Source organism: Pseudomonas sp. Tri1 (assembly GCF_017968885.1).
Classification (GTDB): domain Bacteria; phylum Pseudomonadota; class Gammaproteobacteria; order Pseudomonadales; family Pseudomonadaceae; genus Aquipseudomonas.
Map to the genome: position 1 here is coordinate 4,616,537 of NZ_CP072913.1, position 20,948 is coordinate 4,637,484.

The window sequence follows — 20,948 nt, forward strand, 5'->3', positions numbered from 1 at the left end:
GTCACTCCTGAAATCGGTTTAAACGCAAACCGGCCCCTCAGGGCCGGTTGGTTAATCAGTTGTTGTACAGATCGATGATCGCGCTGACCGCCTGAGTCTTGGCCTTGGACGCATCGTTACGTGCGTTCTCGATCTTGTTCAGGTAGGCCTCGTCGATGTCGCCGGTGACGTACTTGCCGTCGAATACCGCGCAATCGAAGTGCTCGATCTTGATCTTGCCGCCACCGACCGCTTCGATCAGGTCCGGCAGGTCCTGGTAGATCAACCAGTCCGCGCCGATCAGATCGGCGACGTCCTGGGTAGTGCGGTTATGAGCGATCAGCTCATGGGCACTCGGCATGTCGATGCCGTAGACGTTCGGGTAGCGCACGGCCGGGGCCGCGGAGCAGAAATACACGTTCTTGGCGCCGGCTTCGCGGGCCATCTGGATGATCTGCTTGCAGGTGGTGCCGCGCACGATGGAGTCATCCACCAGCATCACGTTCTTGCCACGAAATTCCAACTCGATGGCGTTGAGCTTCTGGCGTACGGATTTTTTCCGTGCGGCCTGGCCCGGCATGATGAAGGTACGACCGATGTAGCGGTTCTTCACAAAGCCTTCGCGGAACTTGACACCCAAGTGGTTCGCCAGCTCCAGGGCCGCGGTGCGGCTGGTGTCCGGAATCGGGATGACCACGTCGATGTCGTGGTCCGGACGCTCGCGCAGGATCTTGTCGGCCAGCTTCTCGCCCATGCGCAGGCGGGCCTTGTAGACCGAGACACCGTCGATGATCGAGTCCGGACGCGCCAGGTAGACGTGTTCGAAGATGCACGGGGTCAGGCTCGGGTTGGTCGCGCACTGACGGGTGTGCAGCTTGCCGTCTTCGGTGATGTAGACCGCTTCGCCCGGGGCGAGGTCGCGAATCAGGGTGAAGCCCAGCACGTCCAGGGACACGCTTTCGGAGGCGATCATGTACTCCACGCCTTCGTCGGTGTGACGCTGGCCAAAGACGATCGGACGAATACCGTGGGGATCGCGGAAACCGACGATGCCGTAACCGGTGATCATCGCCACCACCGCATAACCGCCCACGCAACGGTTGTGCACGTCGGTCACGGCGGCAAACACGTCTTCTTCGGTAGGCTGCAGCTTGCCGCGCTGGGCCAGCTCATGGGCGAACACGTTGAGCATCACTTCCGAATCGGAATTGGTGTTGACGTGGCGCAAGTCAGATTCGTAGATCTCCTTGGCCAGTTGCTCGACGTTGGTCAGGTTGCCGTTGTGCGCCAGGGTGATGCCGTATGGCGAGTTGACGTAGAACGGCTGGGCTTCTGCCGAAGTCGAGCTGCCCGCTGTCGGGTAGCGCACATGGCCAATGCCCATGTGCCCGACCAGGCGCTGCATGTGGCGCTGGTGGAACACGTCACGCACCAGGCCATTGTCCTTGCGCAGGAATAACCGGCCGTCATGGCTGGTCACGATACCGGCAGCGTCCTGGCCGCGGTGCTGGAGCACGGTTAGCGCGTCATACAGCGCCTGATTGACGTTCGACTTACCGACGATACCGACGATGCCACACATGCGACGCAACCCCTACTTAATGGATCTGAACTGAACAACACTCACTGCGGCGTTTTGGCCGTCGGCAAGAGGTGTTCCTTGAACGGTATTTCAGCGGGTACGCTGATACCGCTGGCAAGCCACTGACTGCTCCAACCCAGGATCAGGTTCTTGGACCAGTCTGCGACCAATAAAAATTGTGGCACGAGCCGGGACTCCTGCCACCACGTATCCTGCTGTACCGGCCCCAGGCTCAACAGCCCGACGGCCACGACCACCAGCAACGCGCCACGCGCTGCGCCAAAGGCCATGCCCAGGAACCGGTCCGTCCCGGAAAGCCCGGTGACGCGAATCAGTTCGCCGATCAGATAATTGATCATTGCGCCGACCAGCAAGGTGGCGATAAACAAGATGGCACAGCCCGCGATCACGCGAGCCGACGGAGTTTCGATGTATCCGGCGAGGTACTGGGACAGCGAACCACCAAACATCCAGGCTACGACCCCCGCGATGATCCAGGTCAGCAGCGAGAGGGCTTCCTTGACGAAGCCGCGGCTCAGGCTGATCAATGCGGAGATGGCGACGATCGCAACGATCGCCCAGTCAACCCAGGTAAATGGCACGGTGCAGCCTACAGACGGATAAGGCGGCGCATTTTAGCAGAGCCTAGGGCTGTCGGTAAGCTGCACGATTCAAATCAGCTAAATCGCTGTCAGCCACGCTCGGGCTGGAAGCGCACCACAAAACCCTTGAGGTTCTGCTGACGACTCAGCAGGTCACGCAGGCGGTCGGCCTCGGCTCGCTCGATCAGCGGCCCGACAAACACGCGATTCTTGCCATCGGCGGAGCGGATGTAAGCATTGTAGCCCTGGCTGCGCAGGGTTTTCTGCAGGCTTTCGGCGCTTTCACGACTGGTCAGGCTGGCCAGTTGCACCGACCAACTGACCGATAGGCCGTTGGCATCCACACGACTTTGCGTGGTGTCCGGCTTGGTCGTGGCGGCGGTAATCGGCTGGCTTGGGGCCGGCTTGACCGCTGGAGCGGCTGGAACCGGGGCCGGAGCGACTGCCGGCTTGCTCGGTGCGGCAGGCGCTGGCGTTGCGGGTGCAGGCGCAATCGGCATCGAAGGCGCCGGTTGCTCAGCCAGCTCCTCGTCGCTCGGAACCGGCTCTTGGGGCAACGTCTGCGGCTCGGGCACCGCCACGGGCTCGACCTGCACAGGCGGCACGGACGGTGCCTGGGGCGCGGCCGGCGCATCGACCGTTACCTGGCGCTGCTCATCCTGACGGGAAAACAGCATCGGCAGGAAAATCACGGCCAGGGCCACCAATACCAGGGCCCCCACCATGCGCTGCTTGTACGCCTTATCCAGCAATGCCATCTGCAGCTTCCTCCGTGGAGCGCCGGGCCAGCCATTGAAGGGCCTCGGCAACACAAAAAAATGATCCGAACAGCAGAATCTCGTCGTCGGCCGTTGCCTCGGCACACTGCCCTTCCAACGCGGCAGCCACGCTGGTGTAGGCTTGCACCGAAGCACCACGACGCTGCAAGGCTGCCTGCAATTCAGCCGCCGGGCGCGAACGCGGCGAATCCAGCGGCGTCACCGCCCAGTGCTGGACACTAGCACCCAACGCGTCGACAACGCCATCCAGATCCTTGTCCGACAGTAATCCGAATACCGCCAGACGCCGCCCCGCCACCGGCCGTCGCGCCAGGCGCTCGGCCAGGTACTGCGCCGCGTGGGGATTATGGCCGACATCCAGCAACAGGTTCAGACGCTTACCCTGCCAGTCGAACTGGCGACGATCAAGACGCCCGACCACGCGGGTCGCTTGCAACGCCGCGGTGATTTGCCCGACATCCCACGGCAAACCCAGCAGCAGGTAGGCCTGGAGTGCCAGCGCGGCGTTTTCCATCGGCAGGTCCAGCAGCGGCAGATCGTGCAACTCCACCGGGTTGCCCTGGGCATCACTGCCCCGCCACTGCCAATGCTGCTCGGTCATTGCCAGGTCGAAATCTCGCCCGCGCAGGAAGAACGGGCAGCTCAACTCGCGGACCTTGTCCAACAACGGCTGGGGAGGATTGAGGTCGCCACAGAGCGCAGGCGCGCCCTGGCGAAAGATGCCGGCCTTCTCGAAAGCCACGGATTCGCGGGTATCGCCCAGGTAATCGGCGTGGTCCACACCGATACTGGTGACCAATGCGATGTCCGCGTCCACCAGGTTGACCGTGTCCAGCCGTCCGCCAAGCCCCACTTCCAGCACAACGGCATCCAGGCCGGAACGGGCGAACAGCCAAAACGCCGCCAGGGTACCCATCTCGAAATAAGTGAGGGACGTCTCGCCCCGCCCGGCTTCCACCGCAGCAAAGGCTTCGCACAGCTGGGCATCAGTGGCTTCGACGCCATTGACTTGCACCCGCTCGTTGTAGCGCAGCAGGTGCGGCGAGCTGTAGACACCAACGCTCAGCCCCTGGGCCCGCAACAGCGAGGCCACGAAGGCACAGGTCGAACCCTTGCCGTTGGTGCCGGTGACGGTGATGACCCGAGGCGCCGGCTTGACCAGTCCCATGCGGGACGCTACCGCTTGCGAGCGCTCCAGCCCCATGTCGATGGCCGATGGATGCAACTGCTCGAGGTAGGCAAGCCAGTCGCCCAGGGTACGTTGGGTCATAGGCCTGCAGGCACCGGCGGAACCACGACCGGCTCGATCGGTGCGGCGACGAATTTCGGCGTCGGCAGCCCCATCAGTTGAGCCAGCAGGTTGCCCAGGCGCGGACGCAGCTCCTGGCGATGGATGATCATGTCGATGGCACCGTGTTCCAGCAGGAACTCACTGCGCTGGAAGCCTTCCGGCAGTTTTTCGCGCACGGTCTGCTCGATCACGCGCGGGCCGGCGAAGCCGATCAGGGCTTTCGGCTCACCGACGATCACGTCGCCGAGCATCGCCAGGCTGGCGGAAACGCCACCGTAGACCGGGTCGGTCAGCACCGAGATGAACGGAATACCTTCTTCACGCAGACGCGCCAGCACCGCAGAGGTCTTGGCCATTTGCATCAGGGAGATCAGCGCCTCCTGCATCCGCGCACCACCGGAAGCGGCGAAGCAGATCATTGGGCAACGGTTTTCCAAAGCATGGTTGGCGGCACGAACGAAGCGTTCACCGACAATGGCGCCCATGGAACCGCCCATGAAGGAGAACTCGAAGGCCGAAACCACCACTGGCATACCCAACAGGCTGCCGCTCATGGATACCAAGGCGTCCTTTTCACCGGTCTGCTTCTGGGCAGCGGTCAGGCGGTCCTTGTATTTCTTGCCGTCGCGAAATTTCAGACGGTCCACTGGCTCCAGGTCGGCACCCAGTTCAACACGGCCTTCGGCATCGAGGAAAATATCGATACGGGCACGCGCACTGATGCGCATGTGGTGGTTGCACTTGGGGCAAACGTCCAGGGTCTTTTCCAGCTCGGGGCGGTACAGCACCGCTTCGCAGGATGGACATTTGTGCCACAGACCTTCAGGCACCGAGCTTTTCTTCACCTCGGAACGCATGATCGAAGGGATCAGTTTGTCTACCAACCAGTTGCTCATGCTTTCTTTCTCCAGTACCGGCGGCCCGAACGCTTTGGTTCGCGGCCCCGCGTATGCCCTTGAGCTAAATTCATTGTGCGGCGAGTCGAGGGGCCGCCACGGTCAGTGCAAAACTGACCTGCGTGCAACCCAACCTTTCTCAACCATCCCGGCAGCCGCTGCACCGCGGCTACCACTTCGCTATCGGCCCACCCGGAGGCGGCGCCTGCCTGCTTTGTACAGTGCTGGTATGGACGGCGGCAGTCTGCCAGCCGTCACATTGACGACTGGCTACTGTGCACAGCAGCCATGAACGCACGAATCTTGGCCGGATCCTTGATGCCCTTGCCCTGCTCCACTCCACCGCTCACGTCCACCGCGTAAGGGCGAACCTGGCGAATGGCTTCGGCCACGTTGTCCGCTGTCAGGCCACCGGCAAGGATAATCGGTTTATCCAAGCCTTGGGGTACCAGCGACCAATCGAACGCTTCACCGGTCCCTCCGGGAACGCCTTCGACATAGGTGTCCAGCAAAATACCGCTGGCACTGGCGAAAGCTGCGCAGCTGGCGGCAATGTCATCCCCAGCCTTGACCCGCAACGCCTTGATGTACGGACGATGCCAGCCCTCGCAATCGGCTGGCGCCTCATCACCGTGAAACTGCAACAGGGCCAGCGGCACGGCATCGAGTATTTCGCCCAGCTCGCAACGGCTGGCATTGACGAACAGGCCAACAGGCGTAACGAACGGCGGCAAGGCCTGGATGATTGCCCTAGCCTGCTGCACCGTGACCGCCCGAGGACTCTTGGCATAAAACACCAGCCCAATGGCATCGGCCCCGGCCTCGACCGCCACCAACGCGTCCTCGACGCGGGTGATCCCGCAAATCTTGCTGCGAACGGCCGACATGTCGTTAAAACCTCAGGCAAATCCGTGAAAGTCCCGGATGGTAGCAAATGCTGCGCAGAGCGTCAGCCGTCGAGTTCCGAGAAGCCAGTGAGGAAATGCGGCCCGATGTAACGCTGCGGCAGCTCGAATTCGTCGTGGTACTGGACCTGCACCAGGTACAAGCCAAACGGATGCGCCGTCACACCACCGGAACGGCGGATGCGACTTTCGAGTACTTCCTTGATCCATTCCACTGGCCGCTCACCGGCGCCAATGGTCATCAGTACCCCGGCGATGTTGCGCACCATGTGGTGCAGGAACGCACTGGCACGGATGTCGAGCACGATCATCTTGCCGTGACGGGTCACGCGCAGGTGGTGTAATTCCTTGATCGGCGACTTGGCCTGACACTGGCCGGCGCGAAAGGCGCTGAAATCATGCACACCGACCAGGTATTGCGCGGCCTCGGCCATGCGCTCGACATCCAGCGGGCGATGGTTCCAGGTGATCTCTTCGTTCAGGTGCGCCGGGCGGATCTGATCGTTGTAGATCACATAGCGATAGCGCCGGGCGATGGCCTTGAAGCGCGCATGAAAATGCGCCGGCATCGCCTTGGCCCAGCTGACGCTGACATCGTGGGGCAGGTTGATATTGGCGCCCATCACCCAAGCCTTCATCGAACGCTCGACCTGAGTGTCGAAATGCACCACCTGGCCGCACGCATGCACGCCAGCATCAGTACGGCCGGCGCAATGCAGTGACACGGGCGAATCGGCGACTTTGGACAGCGCGTTTTCAAGGGTTTCCTGCACCGTCAGTACACCGCTAGCCTGACGCTGCCAGCCGCGATAGCGCGAGCCTTTGTATTCAACGCCCAGGGCGATCCGGAAAAAGCCGTCGGCCGCCATTTCGGCGGCCGGGTTGTCTATGTTTGCCAAGGAATTACAGCCTGCTGAGGTACGCAAAGGCGGGCATTATAAGGCCGGTTGGGTGGGATGCCAGTGCAACAGTCGATCCTGTGCTGGATGGACTGACGCCATCGCGAGCAAGCCCACAAAGAGTTCTGTTGGATTCAGATTTTGCGCTACACACAAACCCGTGCTCTCGATGGGGCCAGTCCACACGCCATTACCTCCCCTGCCCCAAACAAAAACGGCAGCCTCACCGGCTGCCGTTCTTGTTAGCCCGCCCCTCTCAGACCAGGCGCGCCAGCATTTCCTGCGCTTCGCTCTTCTGGGTGGTATTGCCTTCGCTGAGGACTTCACCAAGGATGTCCCGGGCGCCGTCGTTGTCACCCATGTCGATGTAGGCCTGGGCCAGATCGAGTTTGGTCGCCACTTCGTCGGTGCCGCTGAGGAAGTCGAAGTCCGGTTCGTCTTCAGCGCCGACCAGGGCATCTTCAGCGGTGAAGGTCGGCACGCTCAGGTCATCAGACAGGCGATCCAGCTCGGCGTTGACATCATCCAGCTCCGACTCGAAAGCATCTTTTGGCTTGTCCTGAGCGTCCATTTCGTCGGCCAGGGACAGATCGAAGTCCGCCGGCAGTTCGAGGTCGTCGGCCGGGGTGTCAGCCAAGGCCGGCGTATCGGCCGCCGGCAAGTCCAAGCCCTTGAAGTCGTCGTCCAGGTCGAGCAGGAAGTCTTCGTCATCGAGAGCCGGGATCGGTGTCGGAGCATCGGCGCCCAGGTCCAGGTCAAACTCCGACAGATCGTCCAGGCTTTCGCTGGCTTCGGTCTGCTGCTTGAGCACCGACTCGAAACTCAGGTCATCGTCCTCCGGGAACGCATCCAGTTCGGCGACGGGCTCCGGTGCCGGCGCGGCCGGTGTGGCCTCCATATCATCCAGGCTCAGATCGAAGGCGCTGTCCAGCTCCTCATCGGTCGGCGACTTGTCTTCGAGCAGGTCCTTGACGTACTGCGCGTCCAGTTCGGCAGCCACCGCCGCCGCGGCCAGGCCAGCGGTGGTGGCGACCACCATGGCTGGGAAACGGCTCTTGAGCTGTTCGACCTGGGCGTAGTTTTCACCATTGGCCACCAGCTGGCGTTCCTGGGCGACGAAGGCGTCGCGGTCGCCCTGCTGACCGTAGACTTCCATCAATTTAAGACGCAAGTCGCTGCGCTGAGGCTCAGCCTTGATGCCCTGCTCAAGCAGGTCGGCTGCCTGGTTCAGGCGCCCACGGTCGATATGGGACTGAGCCTGGGGCAGCACATCGTCGGAACGCTCGGCGGCCGGAGCCACCAGCGGCGCGGCGATGGGCGGCGTGACGATCACAGGCGCAACCAACGGAGCCGGCTTGGGTGCTGGCGCTGGCGCAGGTTTAGGCTCGAGTTTTACGCTTGGCGGTGGGACATCAATGCCCTCGAAGCTGCTCGGGGGCAGATCGAGCTCCGGGGAGAAGTCGGCCTCCTCCTCGAGGGCGCGGGCCATGCGCAAGTGTTTCTCGGCTTCCTGCTGGGCCTTGCGGCGACGGGCGAGCAACAACAGCAACAACAGCAGAACCAACGCGCCGCCGCCAATCAACCCCAGCAAGATCGGGTTGGTCAGCAGGTCGTTGTACTTTTGCTCATTGGAAGCAGCCGGCACTGGCTCGACCGGTGCGGCAGGTGGCGTCGCCTCAGGCGTCGCTTCAGGCGCAGGTGCTGCCGTCGGGGCCTGTGTCGCTGGCGCGGGGGTCAACTGCGCCGACATCGCCGGGGTCGACTCACCGGCAGGTGAAACTGCGGCACCTTCAGCCTGCATCTTGGCCAATTGATTGTTCTTCAGCTCGATCAGGCGCTGCAGCTTGTCCAGCTGGCTTTGCAGATCGGCCATGCGGCTTTTCAGCTCTTCATTGTCGCGCCGAGCCGAATCGAGGCTCTCCTGGGTGACCGCGAGCTTGTTGCTCAGCGCCTGGGCATCGCCGGCAGCGCCTTTACCCTTGCCCTTGCCGGCGGCCTTGGACTCGGCCGACACCAGGCTCAAATTATCGCGACCGGCAGCTTGTGCCGGTGCGCCTTCACCACGACCACGCTTGGTGGCGTCCAACTGCTGTTGGCCATTACGCGCCACGCCCGGACGCCCCTGGCGCCAGGCGGCATTCTGCGCAGCCACTTCGGCGATGGCCTGGGGTTGCGGCAACGCGGTGCTTTGCACCGGATCCGGCAGGCGCAGCACCTGGCCGGTCTTGAGCAGGTTGATGTTGCCATTGATGAAGGCTTTCGGGTTCAGCGCCTGGATCGCCAGCATGGTTTGCTGGACCGACCCGCCATTGCGCACCTTGGCGGCGATTTCCCACAGGGTATCGCGCGGCGTGGTGGTGTATTGGGCAGGCTTGGTAGCCCCGGTGACCGGCGTGGACACCACCTGGGGCGGCTTCGCCCGCGCAGCGTCGACGGCCTGCGGCGAGAACTTGGACGGATCGAGCAACACACTGTAGTCGCGTAGCAGACGACCGTTGGGCCACATCACCTGCACCAGGAACTTGACCATCGGCTCGGACAACGGCCGGCTGGACGTCACCCGCAGGACGCTTTTGCCGCTGGCATTGATCACCGGGGTGAAGGTCAGGTCATTGAGGAAGGCCTGGCGGTCGATACCGGCCTTGGCGAAGTCATCGGGCGAGGCCAGGCTCGGCACGACTTCGGCAGCCGTCAGTTGCTGGACATCGAGCAGCTCGATCTCGGCGACCAGAGGCTGGTTCGGCGGCGACTTCAGGGTCAATTCCCCGAGCCCGAGCGCTTGCGCCATACCGGAGGACAGCGCCGAGGCGGCCGCTATTGCTAACACCAGTTTGCGAACTTGAACCATAGCCTCTTCCTTTGTTTGAACATTCCTCGGCCAGCGAGAAGGTGTTGATGCCGCTGCCGTAAGGCATTGCGCGCAGCCCCGAAGCGACGGTGCGCGCGATCGTTTCACTCATGCCCCGGGTAAGCCCCCGGAGGGATGTTCGCCTTCAACGCTCTGGCCAAGCATAGCGCCCAGCTAGAATCATTCGACAAATTGTTGCCAAGTATCTTTTACAGCAGGTCTTTTATCAACAACTCAGCCACCTGCACCGCATTGAGCGCCGCGCCCTTGCGCACGTTATCTGACGTCAGCCACATATTTAGTTCCGCCGGATCGTCGATACCGCCGCGCACACGACCGACGTAGACCACATCCTGGCCCACCGCATCACCCACCGGAGTCGGGTAATCGCCCGCCTCCACCAGCTCGATTCCGGGCGCCGCTTCCAGGGCCGCGTTGATCTTCGCCAGGTCGATGGCGCTGGCAGACTGCACAGTCACGCTAAAGCTATCGCCGAAAAACACCGGGGCTTGAATGCAAGTGACGGAAATCTTTAATAAAGGTTGATCCAGCACCTGGCGCAATTCGCGAACCAGGCGCTTTTCCAGTGATGTATGGCCCTGTTCATCCGGGGTGCCAACCTGGGCCAGCAGGTTGAACGCCATCTGCCGGTCAAAGAACTTCGGCTCCAACGGACGAGCATTGAGCAGCTCGGCGGTCTGACGCGCCAGCTCGCTCACGGCGACGCGTCCCTGGGCTGATACGGCGAGGCTGGCGGTCACGCTGATGCGTTGTAGATCCAGGTATTCGCGCAGCGGTGCCAGCGCCACCGCCAATACGGTGGCTGAAGCGCTGGGGCTGCTGACCTGCAATGGCTTGTTTAAACCAGACAGCACCTGAGGATTGGCTTCCGGCACGATCTGCGGCGCCTGCTCCGGCGGCAAGGCACCGGACAGGTCGATCAGCGCACAACCGGCCGCCGTGGCACGCGGGGCGAAACTCAGGGTCACCGCCGGTCCGGCGGCGAAAAACACCAGCTGGACCTTGCTGAAGTCGAACTCATCCACCTCTCGCACCCGCACGTTTTTGCCGCGAAACATCACCGAGCTGCCTGCCGATTCGCTGCTGGCCAGCAGGTGCAGGTTGCCAACCGGGAAGTCCCGCTCTTCGAGGATCTGGACGAGGGTTTCGCCGACAGTACCGGTGGCGCCGATCACGGCTATATCAAAGGACTGGCTCATGGGTCTACCTCAGGTAAAACGTGGGGAGCGGCACTTTACCGGGTGGTAGGAATGCAGGCAATTGGCAGGAAATGTGTAGTGGCTTTACGGGCCCCATCGCGAGCAAGCTCGCTCCCACATTGGATTTGCGGCGTTCACACAAACCTGTGGGAGCGAGCTTGCTCGCGATGAGGCCAGCCCTGACACACAACTGCCAATAAAAAACCCGCACCTCTCACAAGGCACGGGTTCTTTCACTGCGACATCCGATCAACGCTCGAGCAGGATCCGCAGCATGCGACGCAGTGGTTCGGCCGCGCCCCACAGCAGTTGGTCGCCGACGGTGAAGGCACCGACGAATTGCGAGCCCATGTTCAGTTTGCGCAAACGGCCAACCGGAACATTCAGGGTGCCGGTGACCTTGGTCGGGCTCAGCTCCTGCATGCTGATTTCGCGGTTGTTCGGCACCAGCTTGACCCAAGGGTTGTGCTGGCTGATCAGCCCTTCGATGTCGGCGATCGGCACGTCTTTGTTCAACTTGATGGTCAGCGCCTGGCTGTGGCAGCGCATGGCGCCGATGCGCACGCAAATGCCGTCCACCGGGATCGGGCTCTTGAAGCGACCGAGGATCTTGTTGGTTTCGGCCTGGGCCTTCCACTCTTCACGGCTCTGGCCGTTAGGCAGTTCCTTGTCGATCCACGGGATCAGGCTGCCGGCCAGCGGCACGCCGAAGTTCTCGGTCGGGTAGGCATCGCTGCGCATCGCCTCGGCGACCTTGCGGTCGATGTCGAGGATGGCGCTGGCCGGGTTGGCCAGGTCATCGGCGACAGCGGCGTGGGTCGCGCCCATCTGCTTGATCAGTTCACGCATGTTCTGCGCACCGGCGCCAGACGCCGCCTGATAAGTCATGGCGCTCATCCACTCCACCAGCCCAGCTTCGAACAGGCCACCCAGGCCCATCAGCATCAGGCTGACGGTGCAGTTGCCGCCGATGTAGTTCTTGGTACCGGCATCCAACTGCTGGTCGATGACCTTGCGGTTCACCGGGTCGAGGATGATCACCGCATCGTCCTGCATGCGCAGGCTGGAAGCGGCGTCGATCCAGTAACCTTGCCAGCCGGCTTCACGCAGCTTGGGGAAGACTTCGCTGGTGTAGTCGCCACCCTGGCAGGTCAGGATCACGTCGAGAGTCTTGAGCTCGTCGATGCTGTAGGCATCCTTGAGCGCACCGGTGTCCTTGCCCACGGACGGGCCTTGGCCACCGACGTTGGAAGTGGTGAAAAACACCGGCTCAATGAGATCGAAATCCTGCTCTTCCAGCATTCGCTGCATGAGCACGGAACCGACCATGCCGCGCCAACCGATCAGACCTACACGTTTCATCGCAACTACACCTATACAAAAGTGGGCCACCGTCGGAGCGGTGGACCCGAAAGATTACAGATTCCGCAGCGCGGCGACTACTGCATCGCCCATTTGCTGCGTACCGACTTTGGTACAACCTTGCGACCAGATATCACCGGTGCGCAAGCCTTGGTCCAAGACCACGCTGACGGCTTTTTCGATCGCGTCGGCGGCATCGTTCAAGTTGAAGCTGTAACGCAGCATCATCGACACCGACAGGATGGTCGCCAATGGGTTGGCAATGCCCTGCCCGGCGATGTCCGGCGCCGAACCGTGACATGGCTCGTACATACCCTTGTTGTTGGCGTCCAGGGAAGCCGACGGCAGCATGCCAATGGAACCGGTGAGCATCGATGCCTCGTCGGACAGGATGTCGCCGAACATGTTGTCGGTGACGATCACGTCGAACTGCTTCGGTGCGCGCACCAGTTGCATGGCGGCGTTATCGACGTACATGTGGCTCAGTTCGATGTCCGGGTAATCCTTGGCCACCTGCTCGACCACTTCGCGCCACAGTTGGCTGGATGCCAGGACGTTGGCCTTGTCCACCGAGCACAGCTTCTTGCCCCGCACGCGGGCCATATCGAAGCCGACCCGAGCGATACGGCGGATTTCGCTCTCGCTGTACGGCAGGGTGTCGTAGGCCTGACGCTCGCCATTGTCCAGCTCACGGGTACCGCGCGGGGCGCCGAAATAGATACCACCGGTCAGCTCGCGGACGATGAGGATGTCCAGGCCCGAGACGATTTCCGGCTTCAGGCTCGAGGCATCGGCCAGTTGCGGGTAGAGGATCGCTGGCCGCAGGTTGCCGAACAGCCCCAGTTGCGCGCGGATCTTCAGCAGGCCGCGCTCAGGGCGGATATCGCGCTCGATCTTGTCCCATTTCGGGCCGCCGACGGCGCCCAGCAGTACGGCATCGGCTGCGCGGGCGCGGTCCAGGGTTTCATCGGCCAGGGGCACGCCGTGCTTGTCGATGGCCGCGCCACCGATCACGTCGTGGCTGAGCTCGAAGCCCAGGCCGTACTTGTCGTTCGCCAGCTCCAGGACCTTGACCGCTTCGGCCATGATTTCCGGGCCAATACCATCGCCAGGGAGAATCAGAATCTGCTTGCTCATGCTTTCCTCGTTTGCTCTATCGGCGCGCCCCAGGCTTTGTAACCTTGGACGGGCCGGGAAAAATGCTATCGCTCAGCCCACAGCACCAGTACATCTGTACTGAACGAACCATCGGCCTCAATCTCAAAATATTCACGCACTTCAGCGCCCATCGAACGCTGCAACTCGAGAATCGCCGCACGCATTACCTCGGGGGTGCGCATGCGCTCGACCCAGGAGCGGTATTCCAGGCGCAGGCGTTGGCGTGCGGTGCTGCGGGTGTGCAACCCCGCTTCGCTGACCTGGCGCAGCCATTCACCGGCCGAATAATCGCGCACATGGCTGGTGTCGCGCAGCACTTCGACACTTTGCAGGTACGTGTCCAGCAACGGCATGCCGGGCGACAGGACATCGATGAACGCCACCACGCCGCCCGGCTTGAGCACCCGGCGCACTTCCCGCAACGCCAGGCCCAGGTCGCTCCAATGATGCGCCGAGTAGCGGCTGAATACGAAGTCGAACTCAGCATCGGCGAACGGCAGGCGCTCGGCGGCACCGCGTACAGTGGTGATGTTACCCATGCCTCGATCCACTGCCGCGGCGGCGACGACGTCGAGCATTTGCTGGGACAAATCGTAGGCCACCACTTCGGCGGCCAGTGGCGCGACGTGGAAACTCACATGACCAGCGCCGCAGCCCAGGTCCAGCACCCGGGCATCGCCACGGCCCGCCAGCTCAGCCTGTAGCAGCGCGAACTCGGCGCCCTGGGCGTGCACGGCACTGCTCAGGTAGGCCGAGGCCTGTTCACCGAATTGCTTTTGTACAACCTGACTGTGGGCGGTGCTGGTCATGGGATGTCCTTGTGGTTTTGTCTTGCCTGGGCGGGCCCCATCGCGAGCAAGCTCGCTCCCACAGGGGCTTTGTGAACGCCGCAAATCCAATGTGGGAGCGAGCTTGCTCGCGATGAGGCCGGTACTGCCTACATCACAATCCATCAAGCATCGCGAAACAACCAAGGCTGGCTCGCCCGATGCTTGGCCTCGAACGCGGCAATCGCCTCGCCGTCCTGCAAGGTCAAGCCAATGTCGTCCAGGCCGTTGAGCAGGCAATGCTTGCGGAACGCGTCGATCTCGAAACTCAACACCTTGCCGTCAGGACGGGTCACGGTCTGGGCCGCCAGGTCGATCTGCAACTGGTAGCCCGGGTTGGCCTCGACCTGCTGGAACAGCTCATCCACCTCAGCGTCGCTCAGAATGATCGGCAGCAAACCGTTCTTGAAGCTGTTGTTGAAGAAGATGTCGGCGTAGCTCGGCGCGATGATGCTGCGAAAACCGTACTCTTCCAATGCCCATGGCGCGTGTTCACGGCTCGAACCGCAGCCGAAGTTCTCACGGGCCAGCAACACGCTGGCACCTTGGTAACGCTCGGCGTTGAGTACGAAATCCTTGTTCAACGGCCGCTTGGAGTTGTCCTGGTACGGCTGGCCGACATCCAGGTAGCGCCACTCGTCGAACAGGTTCGGGCCGAAGCCGGTGCGCTTGATGGACTTCAAGAACTGCTTGGGAATGATCTGGTCGGTGTCGACGTTGGCACGATCCAAAGGCGCGACAAGACCGGTGTGCTGGGTAAAAGCTTTCATGCTGCGCTCCTTCAGATCAATTCGCGGACGTCGACGAAACGGCCGTTGACAGCCGCCGCCGCGGCCATGGCCGGGCTCACCAGGTGCGTACGGCCACCGGCGCCCTGACGGCCTTCGAAGTTACGGTTGGAGGTGGACGCGCAATGCTCGCCCGACTCCAAACGATCCGGGTTCATCGCCAGGCACATCGAGCACCCTGGCTCACGCCATTCGAAACCGGCTTCGAGGAAAATCTTGTCCAGCCCTTCCGCTTCGGCCTGGGCTTTAACCAGGCCTGAGCCCGGCACCACGATGGCCTGCTTGATGGTCGAGGCGACCTTGCGGCCCTTGGCGATCACTGCAGCGGCGCGCAGGTCTTCGATCCGCGAGTTGGTGCAGGAACCAATGAACACGCGATCGAGCTGAATGTCGGTGATCGCCTGGTTTGCACTCAAACCCATGTACTTCAGGGCGCGGACGATGGAGTCGCGCTTGACCAGGTCCATTTCCTTGGCAGGATCCGGTACGTTCTGGTCCACCGCCAAGACCATTTCCGGAGAAGTGCCCCAGCTGACTTGCGGCTTGATCTGGGTCGCGTCGAGTTCGACTACAGTGTCGAATTTCGCATCGGCATCGGAGACCAAGTCTTTCCAGGCTTCGACTGCCATGTCCCATTCGGCACCTTTTGGTGAAAACGGGCGGCCCTTGACGTATTCCACGGTTTTTTCATCGGCGGCCACCAGGCCGACGCGGGCACCGGCCTCGATGGACATGTTGCAGATGGTCATGCGGCCTTCGACAGACAGGTCGCGAATCGCGCTGCCGGCGAACTCAATGGCATGGCCGTTACCACCAGCGGTGCCAATCTTGCCGATCACGGCCAGGACGATGTCCTTGGCAGTCACGCCGAACGGCAGCTTGCCCTCGACGCGCACCAGCATGTTTTTCATTTTCTTGGCGACCAGGCACTGGGTGGCGAGCACGTGCTCGACCTCGGAGGTGCCAATGCCGTGGGCCAAGGCACCGAATGCACCGTGGGTCGAGGTGTGGGAGTCGCCGCAGACCACGGTCATGCCTGGCAAGGTCGCGCCCTGCTCCGGGCCGATGACGTGGACGATGCCCTGGCGCACGTCATTCATCTTGAATTCGACGATGCCGTATTCGTCACAGTTATCGTCGAGGGTCTGCACCTGCAAGCGCGAGACCTGGTCGGCAATGGCTTCGATGCCGCCCTTGCGCTCCGGCGTGGTCGGTACGTTGTGGTCCGGGGTCGCGATATTGGCATCGATGCGCCACGGCTTGCGCCCGGCCAGACGCAGGCCTTCGAAGGCCTGCGGCGAAGTCACTTCGTGGATGATGTGACGATCGATGTAGATCAGCGCCGAACCATCGTCGCGCTGCTTGACCAAATGCGAATCCCAGAGCTTGTCGTAGAGCGTTTTGCCGGCCATCAGACGGTTTCCTCATCAGCTTGTTTCTATGCCCCGGGTCCTGAGCGAATCAATAACCCCTTGGCTTGTGAGGCTGATCCTATGGGGTTACATTAAATAACTCAAATTCATATTTTTCATACTTTGCATAACCAACTGGAATCCGAGCGAAACGCCATGGACCTCGCCAATCTCAATGCCTTTATTGCCATCGCCGAGACCGGCAGTTTCTCCGGCGCCGGTGAACGCCTGCACCTGACCCAGCCGGCCATCAGCAAGCGTATCGCCGGGCTGGAACAACAGCTCAAGGTGCGTCTGTTCGACCGCCTCGGCCGTGAAGTGGGCCTGACCGAGGCCGGCCGGGCGCTGTTGCCACGGGCCTATCAGATCCTCAACGTGCTGGACGACACCCGCCGCGCCCTGACCAACCTGACCGGCGAAGTGACCGGCCGCCTGACGCTCGCCACCAGCCACCACATCGGCCTGCACCGCCTGCCGCCTCTACTAAGGGAGTTCACTCGCCGCTACCCACAGGTGGCGCTGGACATTCAGTTCCTGGATTCGGAAGTGGCCTATGAAGAGATCCTTCATGGCCGGGCTGAACTGGCAGTCATCACCCTCGCACCCGAACCGCACTCACTGGTACGGGCCACGCCAGTATGGGACGACCCCCTGGATTTCGTGGTGGCCCCGGAACATGCATTGCTCAACGGTGCGGTCAGCCTGGCGGACATTGCCTTGCACCCGGCGGTGTTCCCCGGCGGCAATACCTTTACCCACCACATCGTGCGACGGCTGTTCGAAGCCCAGGGCCTGACGCCAAACATCGCCATGAGCACAAATTATCTGGAAACGATAAAGATGATGGTTTCCATCGGCCTGGCCTGGAGCGTTCTGCCGCGCACCATGCTCGACGAACAGGTGGCGCGCATCCCTTTGCCGGGCATACAGCTCAGTCGCGAGCTAGGCTATATCCTGCACACCGAACGGACGCTGTCGAATGCTGCACGGGCTTTCATGGCCTTACTGGACGCACAAATCGATCTGCCAGGGACAACGGCATAGGTTGTGCTACTCCTATAGAGCCGCCATACCCGTGCCTAACGCCCAATCTGCCCAAGGCTCGCTAGATAATGCCCAAACCCGCTGACCACCTCCCGCCTCTGCCGCGCATTCAGGCGCTCGACCCGAAACGGTCCGAGCAAAGCTGGGACAGCGCACCGCAGTTGCTGGCCGCCCTGAACGGCGCGCGGCTGGGGGCCTGGTCATGGGACATCGATACCGGGCAGATCAGTTGGTCCCGGGGCACCCAGGCGCTGTTCGGCTTCGATCCGCGCCAACCCTTGCCGGCGGACGTGGACTACCTCGACCTGTTGCTACCCGAAGACCGGGCCAAAGCCCTGCGGGCCTTTCACGCCGCAGTGGCCGGCGTGCCCCTGGAACAGGCGATGCACCACCGCATTGTCTGGCCTGATGGCACCCTGCACTGGCTGGAGATCAGTGGCAGCGTGCTGCCTGACAAACATGGCCGCCCCCGAATGATCGGGGTGATCCGCGAGATCACCCATCAGCGCGAACGCGAACAAGCACTGCGCAGCTCGGAAAAGCGCTTTGCCACGTTGTTTCACCTGTGCCCCAACATGGTGTTGCTGACGCGTCAGGAAGACGGCCTGATCAGCGAGGCCAACCAGTATTTCGAAAGCCTGTTTGGCTGGCCGGTACAGGACGTGATTGGTCGCACCACCCTGGAGCTGGGGTTGTGGGTCGACCCAGCGCAACGGACAAAGCTGGTGGAAGCGACAAAGGCCAAGGGCGAACTGGTGAGCATGGAGGTGGAGTTCCGGGCCAGTAACGGCCAGGTCCACAACGGTATTCTCAGCGCACAGAAAGTCGAACTCGAAGGCCAGCCCTACCTGCTGAGCACCTTCCTCGACACCACCGAGCGCAAACTGGCCGAACAGGCCCTCAAGGACAGCCAGGAACGCCTGGACCTGGCCCTCGACTCGGCGCAACTGGGCACTTGGGACTGGCACATTCCCAGCGGCATGCTTTACGGCTCCGCACGAGCCGCGCAGCTCCACGGCCTGGAGCCCAAGCCGTTCCACGAGTCATTCGACGCGTTTTTCGATGGGGTACCCACTGAAGAACGCAACAATATGCGTAACGCCTACCGCAGCCTGCGGGAAGGCCCGGCGGGCAATTATCAACTGACCTACCGTGTACAACTGCCGGACGGCAGTTCGCGCTATCTGGAAAGCCGCGCCCGCCTCTACCGCAACGACGACGGCAGCCCCTTGCGCATGGCCGGCACCTTGCTGGACATCACCGACCAGGTCGAACGCGAGCAGAGCCTGGCGGCATCGGAGGAAAAATTCGCCACGCTGTTCCAGGTCAGTCCCGATCCGATCTGCGTCACCCATCAGGACAGCGGGCGGTTTCTCGAAATCAATTCCAGCTTTACCCAGACATTCGGCTGGGCGGCCAGCGACGTGATCGGCCTCAGCGCCGACGAAATCGGTCTCTGGGACGCCTCGGGCAGCAGCCTGCAACGCATCGAACGGGTAATCCGCGAGCAATCACTGAACAATGTCGCCATCCTCGTCCACCATAAGAACGGTCAACCGCTGACCTGTGTGATTTCCAGCCGGCAGATCAACGTCGGCAACCAACCCTGCATCGTCACCACCTTGCGCGACATCACCCAACAACAGCGCTCCGAAGCGGCCCTGAAGGCCAGCGAGGAAAAATTCGCCAAGGCGTTTCACTCCAGCCCCGACGCCATCACCATCACCGAACACGAAAGCGGCCGCTACCTGGAGGTCAACGATGGTTTCTGTCGCCTCACCGGCTACCGCGCCGACGAAGTGATCGGGCACACAGTCTATGAGGTGGGGATCTGGGCCGAAGAAAAGCAGCGTGCGCTGCTGCTGGCCGAGCTGCAGCTCAAGGGCCGCGTGCATCACCTGGAAATGCTCGGGCGCAACAAACGCGGGGAAATACTCACCGTGGAAGTCTCGGTGGAGCCCATCACGCTCAACGAAACAGCCTGCCTGCTGCTGACGGCCCGAGACGTCAGCCTGTTGCGCAATGCCGAAGCGCAGATACGCCACCTGGCCTATCACGACTCACTGACCAACCTGCCCAACCGAGCCTTGCTGATGGACCGGTTGAGCCAGCAGATCGCCCTGCTCAAGCGTCATAACCTGCGTGGTGCCCTGCTGTTTCTGGACCTGGACCACTTCAAGCACATCAACGACTCGCTCGGTCACCCGGTGGGTGACACGGTGCTGAAGATCATCACCGCACGCCTGGAAGCCAGTGTGCGCCTGGAAGATACCGTCGCGCGGCTGGGCGGCGACGAATTCGTCGTACTGCTCAGCGGCCTGGAAGGCAGCCGCGCCGCTGTCAGCGCACAAGTGCAGAGCTTGGCCGACACCCTGCGCGAATTGCTCTCGGAGCCGATGTTCCTCGATGGCCAGCGCCTGCAAGTCACGCCGAGTATCGGCATGGCACTGATTCCCGACCACGGCTCCACCCCGACCGACCTGCTCAAGCGCGCCGACATTGCGCTGTACCGCGCCAAGGATTCGGGGCGCAATACCTCGCAGATGTTCCACGCCACCATGCAAAAAGCCGCCAGCGAACGCTTGCGCATGGAAACCGACCTGCGCCAGGCCCTTGCCCGCGGCGAGTTCAGCGTGCATTTCCAACCCCAGGTCGACGCCCGGGACAACCGCATCATCGGCGCCGAAGCCCTGGTCCGCTGGCATCACCCGGACCTGGGTGCACAATCGCCCAACGAGTTCATCAAAGTGCTGGAAGACAGCGGACTGATCCTGGAGGTCGGGACCTGGATCCTCGACGAGGCTTGCGACGGCTTCAAGCAACTGATCGCCAGGGGCAAAGTCGATCCGCAGCGGTTCAGCCTGTGCGTGAACATCAGCCCACGGCAGTTCCGCCAGAGTGACTTCGTCGAGCGCATTGAAACCTGCCTCGCCACCCACGGCCTGCCCTGCGCCATGCTGAAGCTGGAAATCACTGAAGGCATCGTCATCCAGAACCTGGACGACACCATCGGCAAGATGCGCCGGCTGAAAAAACTGGGGGTCAGTTTCGCCATGGACGATTTCGGCACCGGTTATTCGTCGCTGACCTACCTCAAACGCCTGCCGGTGGACACGCTGAAAATCGACCAATCATTCGTGCGCGACGCCACCAGCGACCCTAACGACGCCGAAATCATCCGCGCCATCGTCGCCATGGCCCGCAGCCTCAACCTGGAAATGATTGCCGAAGGTGTGGAAACCCTTGAGCAGCTGCATTTCCTGCAAGGGCTAGATTGCCATTTGTACCAGGGTTACCTGCATAGCCGGCCGTTGCCGCTGGAGGCGTTCGAGCGGTTGTTGCCGTGATGCAAGACC

16 protein-coding genes are annotated in these 20,948 nt (G+C 62.1%); 2 read left to right on the forward strand and 14 right to left on the reverse strand.

The features are described 5' to 3' along the window. Positions 1–55: 55 nt before the first annotated feature. The 14 genes from purF to leuC all read right to left on the reverse strand — a co-directional run bounded on the left by purF (position 56) and on the right by leuC (position 16,548). Positions 56–1,561 (reverse strand): amidophosphoribosyltransferase, encoded by a 1,506-nt coding sequence (purF, locus tag J9870_RS19860; protein ID WP_003203840.1) that lies wholly within the window; start codon positions 1,559–1,561, stop codon positions 56–58. A gap of 41 nt (positions 1,562–1,602) precedes the next feature. After that, complete coding sequence (locus J9870_RS19865; RefSeq protein ID WP_030142022.1) at positions 1,603–2,163, reverse strand: CvpA family protein; 561 nt, start codon at positions 2,161–2,163, stop codon at positions 1,603–1,605. Positions 2,164–2,252: 89 nt separating this feature from the next. Beyond that, entirely contained in the window at positions 2,253–2,921 is a 669-nt protein-coding gene (locus tag J9870_RS19870) for an SPOR domain-containing protein (protein ID WP_210639633.1), read from the reverse strand. Continuing rightward, entirely contained in the window at positions 2,905–4,212 is a 1,308-nt protein-coding gene (gene folC, locus J9870_RS19875) for a bifunctional tetrahydrofolate synthase/dihydrofolate synthase (protein ID WP_210639634.1), read from the reverse strand. The genes J9870_RS19870 and folC overlap by 17 nt, the downstream gene beginning before the upstream one ends. After that, complete coding sequence (gene accD / locus J9870_RS19880; protein ID WP_210639635.1) at positions 4,209–5,129, reverse strand: acetyl-CoA carboxylase, carboxyltransferase subunit beta; 921 nt, start codon at positions 5,127–5,129, stop codon at positions 4,209–4,211. The genes folC and accD overlap by 4 nt, the downstream gene beginning before the upstream one ends. 254 nt (positions 5,130–5,383) lie before the next feature. Continuing rightward, the gene (locus J9870_RS19885; RefSeq protein WP_210639637.1) at positions 5,384–6,016 is read right to left on the reverse strand and encodes a phosphoribosylanthranilate isomerase; all 633 of its coding nucleotides are present in this window, start codon (positions 6,014–6,016) and stop codon (positions 5,384–5,386) included. A gap of 62 nt (positions 6,017–6,078) precedes the next feature. After that, positions 6,079–6,903 carry a tRNA pseudouridine(38-40) synthase TruA gene (gene truA / locus J9870_RS19890; protein WP_210645350.1) on the reverse strand — a complete coding sequence of 275 codons (825 nt, stop codon included), beginning with the start codon at positions 6,901–6,903 and terminating at the stop codon, positions 6,079–6,081. Between the two features lie 286 nt (positions 6,904–7,189). Continuing rightward, positions 7,190–9,781, reverse strand: coding sequence for a FimV family protein (locus J9870_RS19895; protein WP_210639641.1), 2,592 nt, complete (start codon positions 9,779–9,781; stop codon positions 7,190–7,192). A 209-nt stretch (positions 9,782–9,990) separates the two neighbouring features. After that, the gene (locus tag J9870_RS19900; protein WP_210639643.1) at positions 9,991–11,001 is read right to left on the reverse strand and encodes an aspartate-semialdehyde dehydrogenase; all 1,011 of its coding nucleotides are present in this window, start codon (positions 10,999–11,001) and stop codon (positions 9,991–9,993) included. Positions 11,002–11,250: 249 nt separating this feature from the next. Then, a complete protein-coding gene (asd, locus tag J9870_RS19905; RefSeq protein WP_047229242.1) occupies positions 11,251–12,363 on the reverse strand; it encodes an aspartate-semialdehyde dehydrogenase in 1,113 nt (370 codons plus the stop codon). A gap of 54 nt (positions 12,364–12,417) precedes the next feature. After that, a complete protein-coding gene (leuB, locus tag J9870_RS19910) occupies positions 12,418–13,500 on the reverse strand; it encodes a 3-isopropylmalate dehydrogenase (protein ID WP_060741441.1) in 1,083 nt (360 codons plus the stop codon). Between the two features lie 65 nt (positions 13,501–13,565). Next, positions 13,566–14,330, reverse strand: a complete 765-nt coding sequence (locus tag J9870_RS19915) for a class I SAM-dependent methyltransferase (RefSeq protein ID WP_210639645.1) — start codon at positions 14,328–14,330, stop codon at positions 13,566–13,568. 143 nt (positions 14,331–14,473) lie between these two features. Next, positions 14,474–15,118 (reverse strand): 3-isopropylmalate dehydratase small subunit, encoded by a 645-nt coding sequence (gene leuD, locus J9870_RS19920; protein WP_003179749.1) that lies wholly within the window; start codon positions 15,116–15,118, stop codon positions 14,474–14,476. 11 nt (positions 15,119–15,129) lie between these two features. Beyond that, on the reverse strand, positions 15,130–16,548 hold the full coding sequence (gene leuC, locus J9870_RS19925; protein ID WP_003203866.1) for a 3-isopropylmalate dehydratase large subunit: 1,419 nt from the start codon (positions 16,546–16,548) through the stop codon (positions 15,130–15,132). A gap of 156 nt (positions 16,549–16,704) precedes the next feature. Here leuC and J9870_RS19930 point away from each other — a divergent pair, with 156 nt between their 5' ends. After that, on the forward strand, positions 16,705–17,592 hold the full coding sequence (locus J9870_RS19930) for a LysR family transcriptional regulator (RefSeq protein ID WP_210639646.1): 888 nt from the start codon (positions 16,705–16,707) through the stop codon (positions 17,590–17,592). 68 nt (positions 17,593–17,660) lie between these two features. Continuing rightward, positions 17,661–20,939 (forward strand): EAL domain-containing protein, encoded by a 3,279-nt coding sequence (locus J9870_RS19935; protein ID WP_210639647.1) that lies wholly within the window; start codon positions 17,661–17,663, stop codon positions 20,937–20,939. Positions 20,940–20,948: the final 9 nt, after the last annotated feature.

Excerpts from the sequence above, each read along its gene's own strand:
- purF (WP_003203840.1), bottom strand. The coding sequence starts at position 1,561 with ATGTGTGGCATCGTCGGTATCGTCGGTAAGTCGAACGTCAATCAGGCG.
- J9870_RS19870 (WP_210639633.1), bottom strand. The coding sequence starts at position 2,921 with ATGGCATTGCTGGATAAGGCGTACAAGCAGCGCATGGTGGGGGCCCTG.
- folC (WP_210639634.1), bottom strand. The coding sequence starts at position 4,212 with ATGACCCAACGTACCCTGGGCGACTGGCTTGCCTACCTCGAGCAGTTG.
- accD (WP_210639635.1), bottom strand. The coding sequence starts at position 5,129 with ATGAGCAACTGGTTGGTAGACAAACTGATCCCTTCGATCATGCGTTCC.
- J9870_RS19885 (WP_210639637.1), bottom strand. The coding sequence starts at position 6,016 with ATGTCGGCCGTTCGCAGCAAGATTTGCGGGATCACCCGCGTCGAGGAC.
- truA (WP_210645350.1), bottom strand. The coding sequence starts at position 6,903 with ATGGCGGCCGACGGCTTTTTCCGGATCGCCCTGGGCGTTGAATACAAA.
- J9870_RS19895 (WP_210639641.1), bottom strand. The coding sequence starts at position 9,781 with ATGGTTCAAGTTCGCAAACTGGTGTTAGCAATAGCGGCCGCCTCGGCG.
- J9870_RS19900 (WP_210639643.1), bottom strand. The coding sequence starts at position 11,001 with ATGAGCCAGTCCTTTGATATAGCCGTGATCGGCGCCACCGGTACTGTC.
- asd (WP_047229242.1), bottom strand. The coding sequence starts at position 12,363 with ATGAAACGTGTAGGTCTGATCGGTTGGCGCGGCATGGTCGGTTCCGTG.
- leuB (WP_060741441.1), bottom strand. The coding sequence starts at position 13,500 with ATGAGCAAGCAGATTCTGATTCTCCCTGGCGATGGTATTGGCCCGGAA.
- J9870_RS19915 (WP_210639645.1), bottom strand. The coding sequence starts at position 14,330 with ATGACCAGCACCGCCCACAGTCAGGTTGTACAAAAGCAATTCGGTGAA.
- leuD (WP_003179749.1), bottom strand. The coding sequence starts at position 15,118 with ATGAAAGCTTTTACCCAGCACACCGGTCTTGTCGCGCCTTTGGATCGT.
- leuC (WP_003203866.1), bottom strand. The coding sequence starts at position 16,548 with ATGGCCGGCAAAACGCTCTACGACAAGCTCTGGGATTCGCATTTGGTC.
- J9870_RS19930 (WP_210639646.1), top strand. The coding sequence starts at position 16,705 with ATGGACCTCGCCAATCTCAATGCCTTTATTGCCATCGCCGAGACCGGC.
- J9870_RS19935 (WP_210639647.1), top strand. The coding sequence starts at position 17,661 with ATGCCCAAACCCGCTGACCACCTCCCGCCTCTGCCGCGCATTCAGGCG.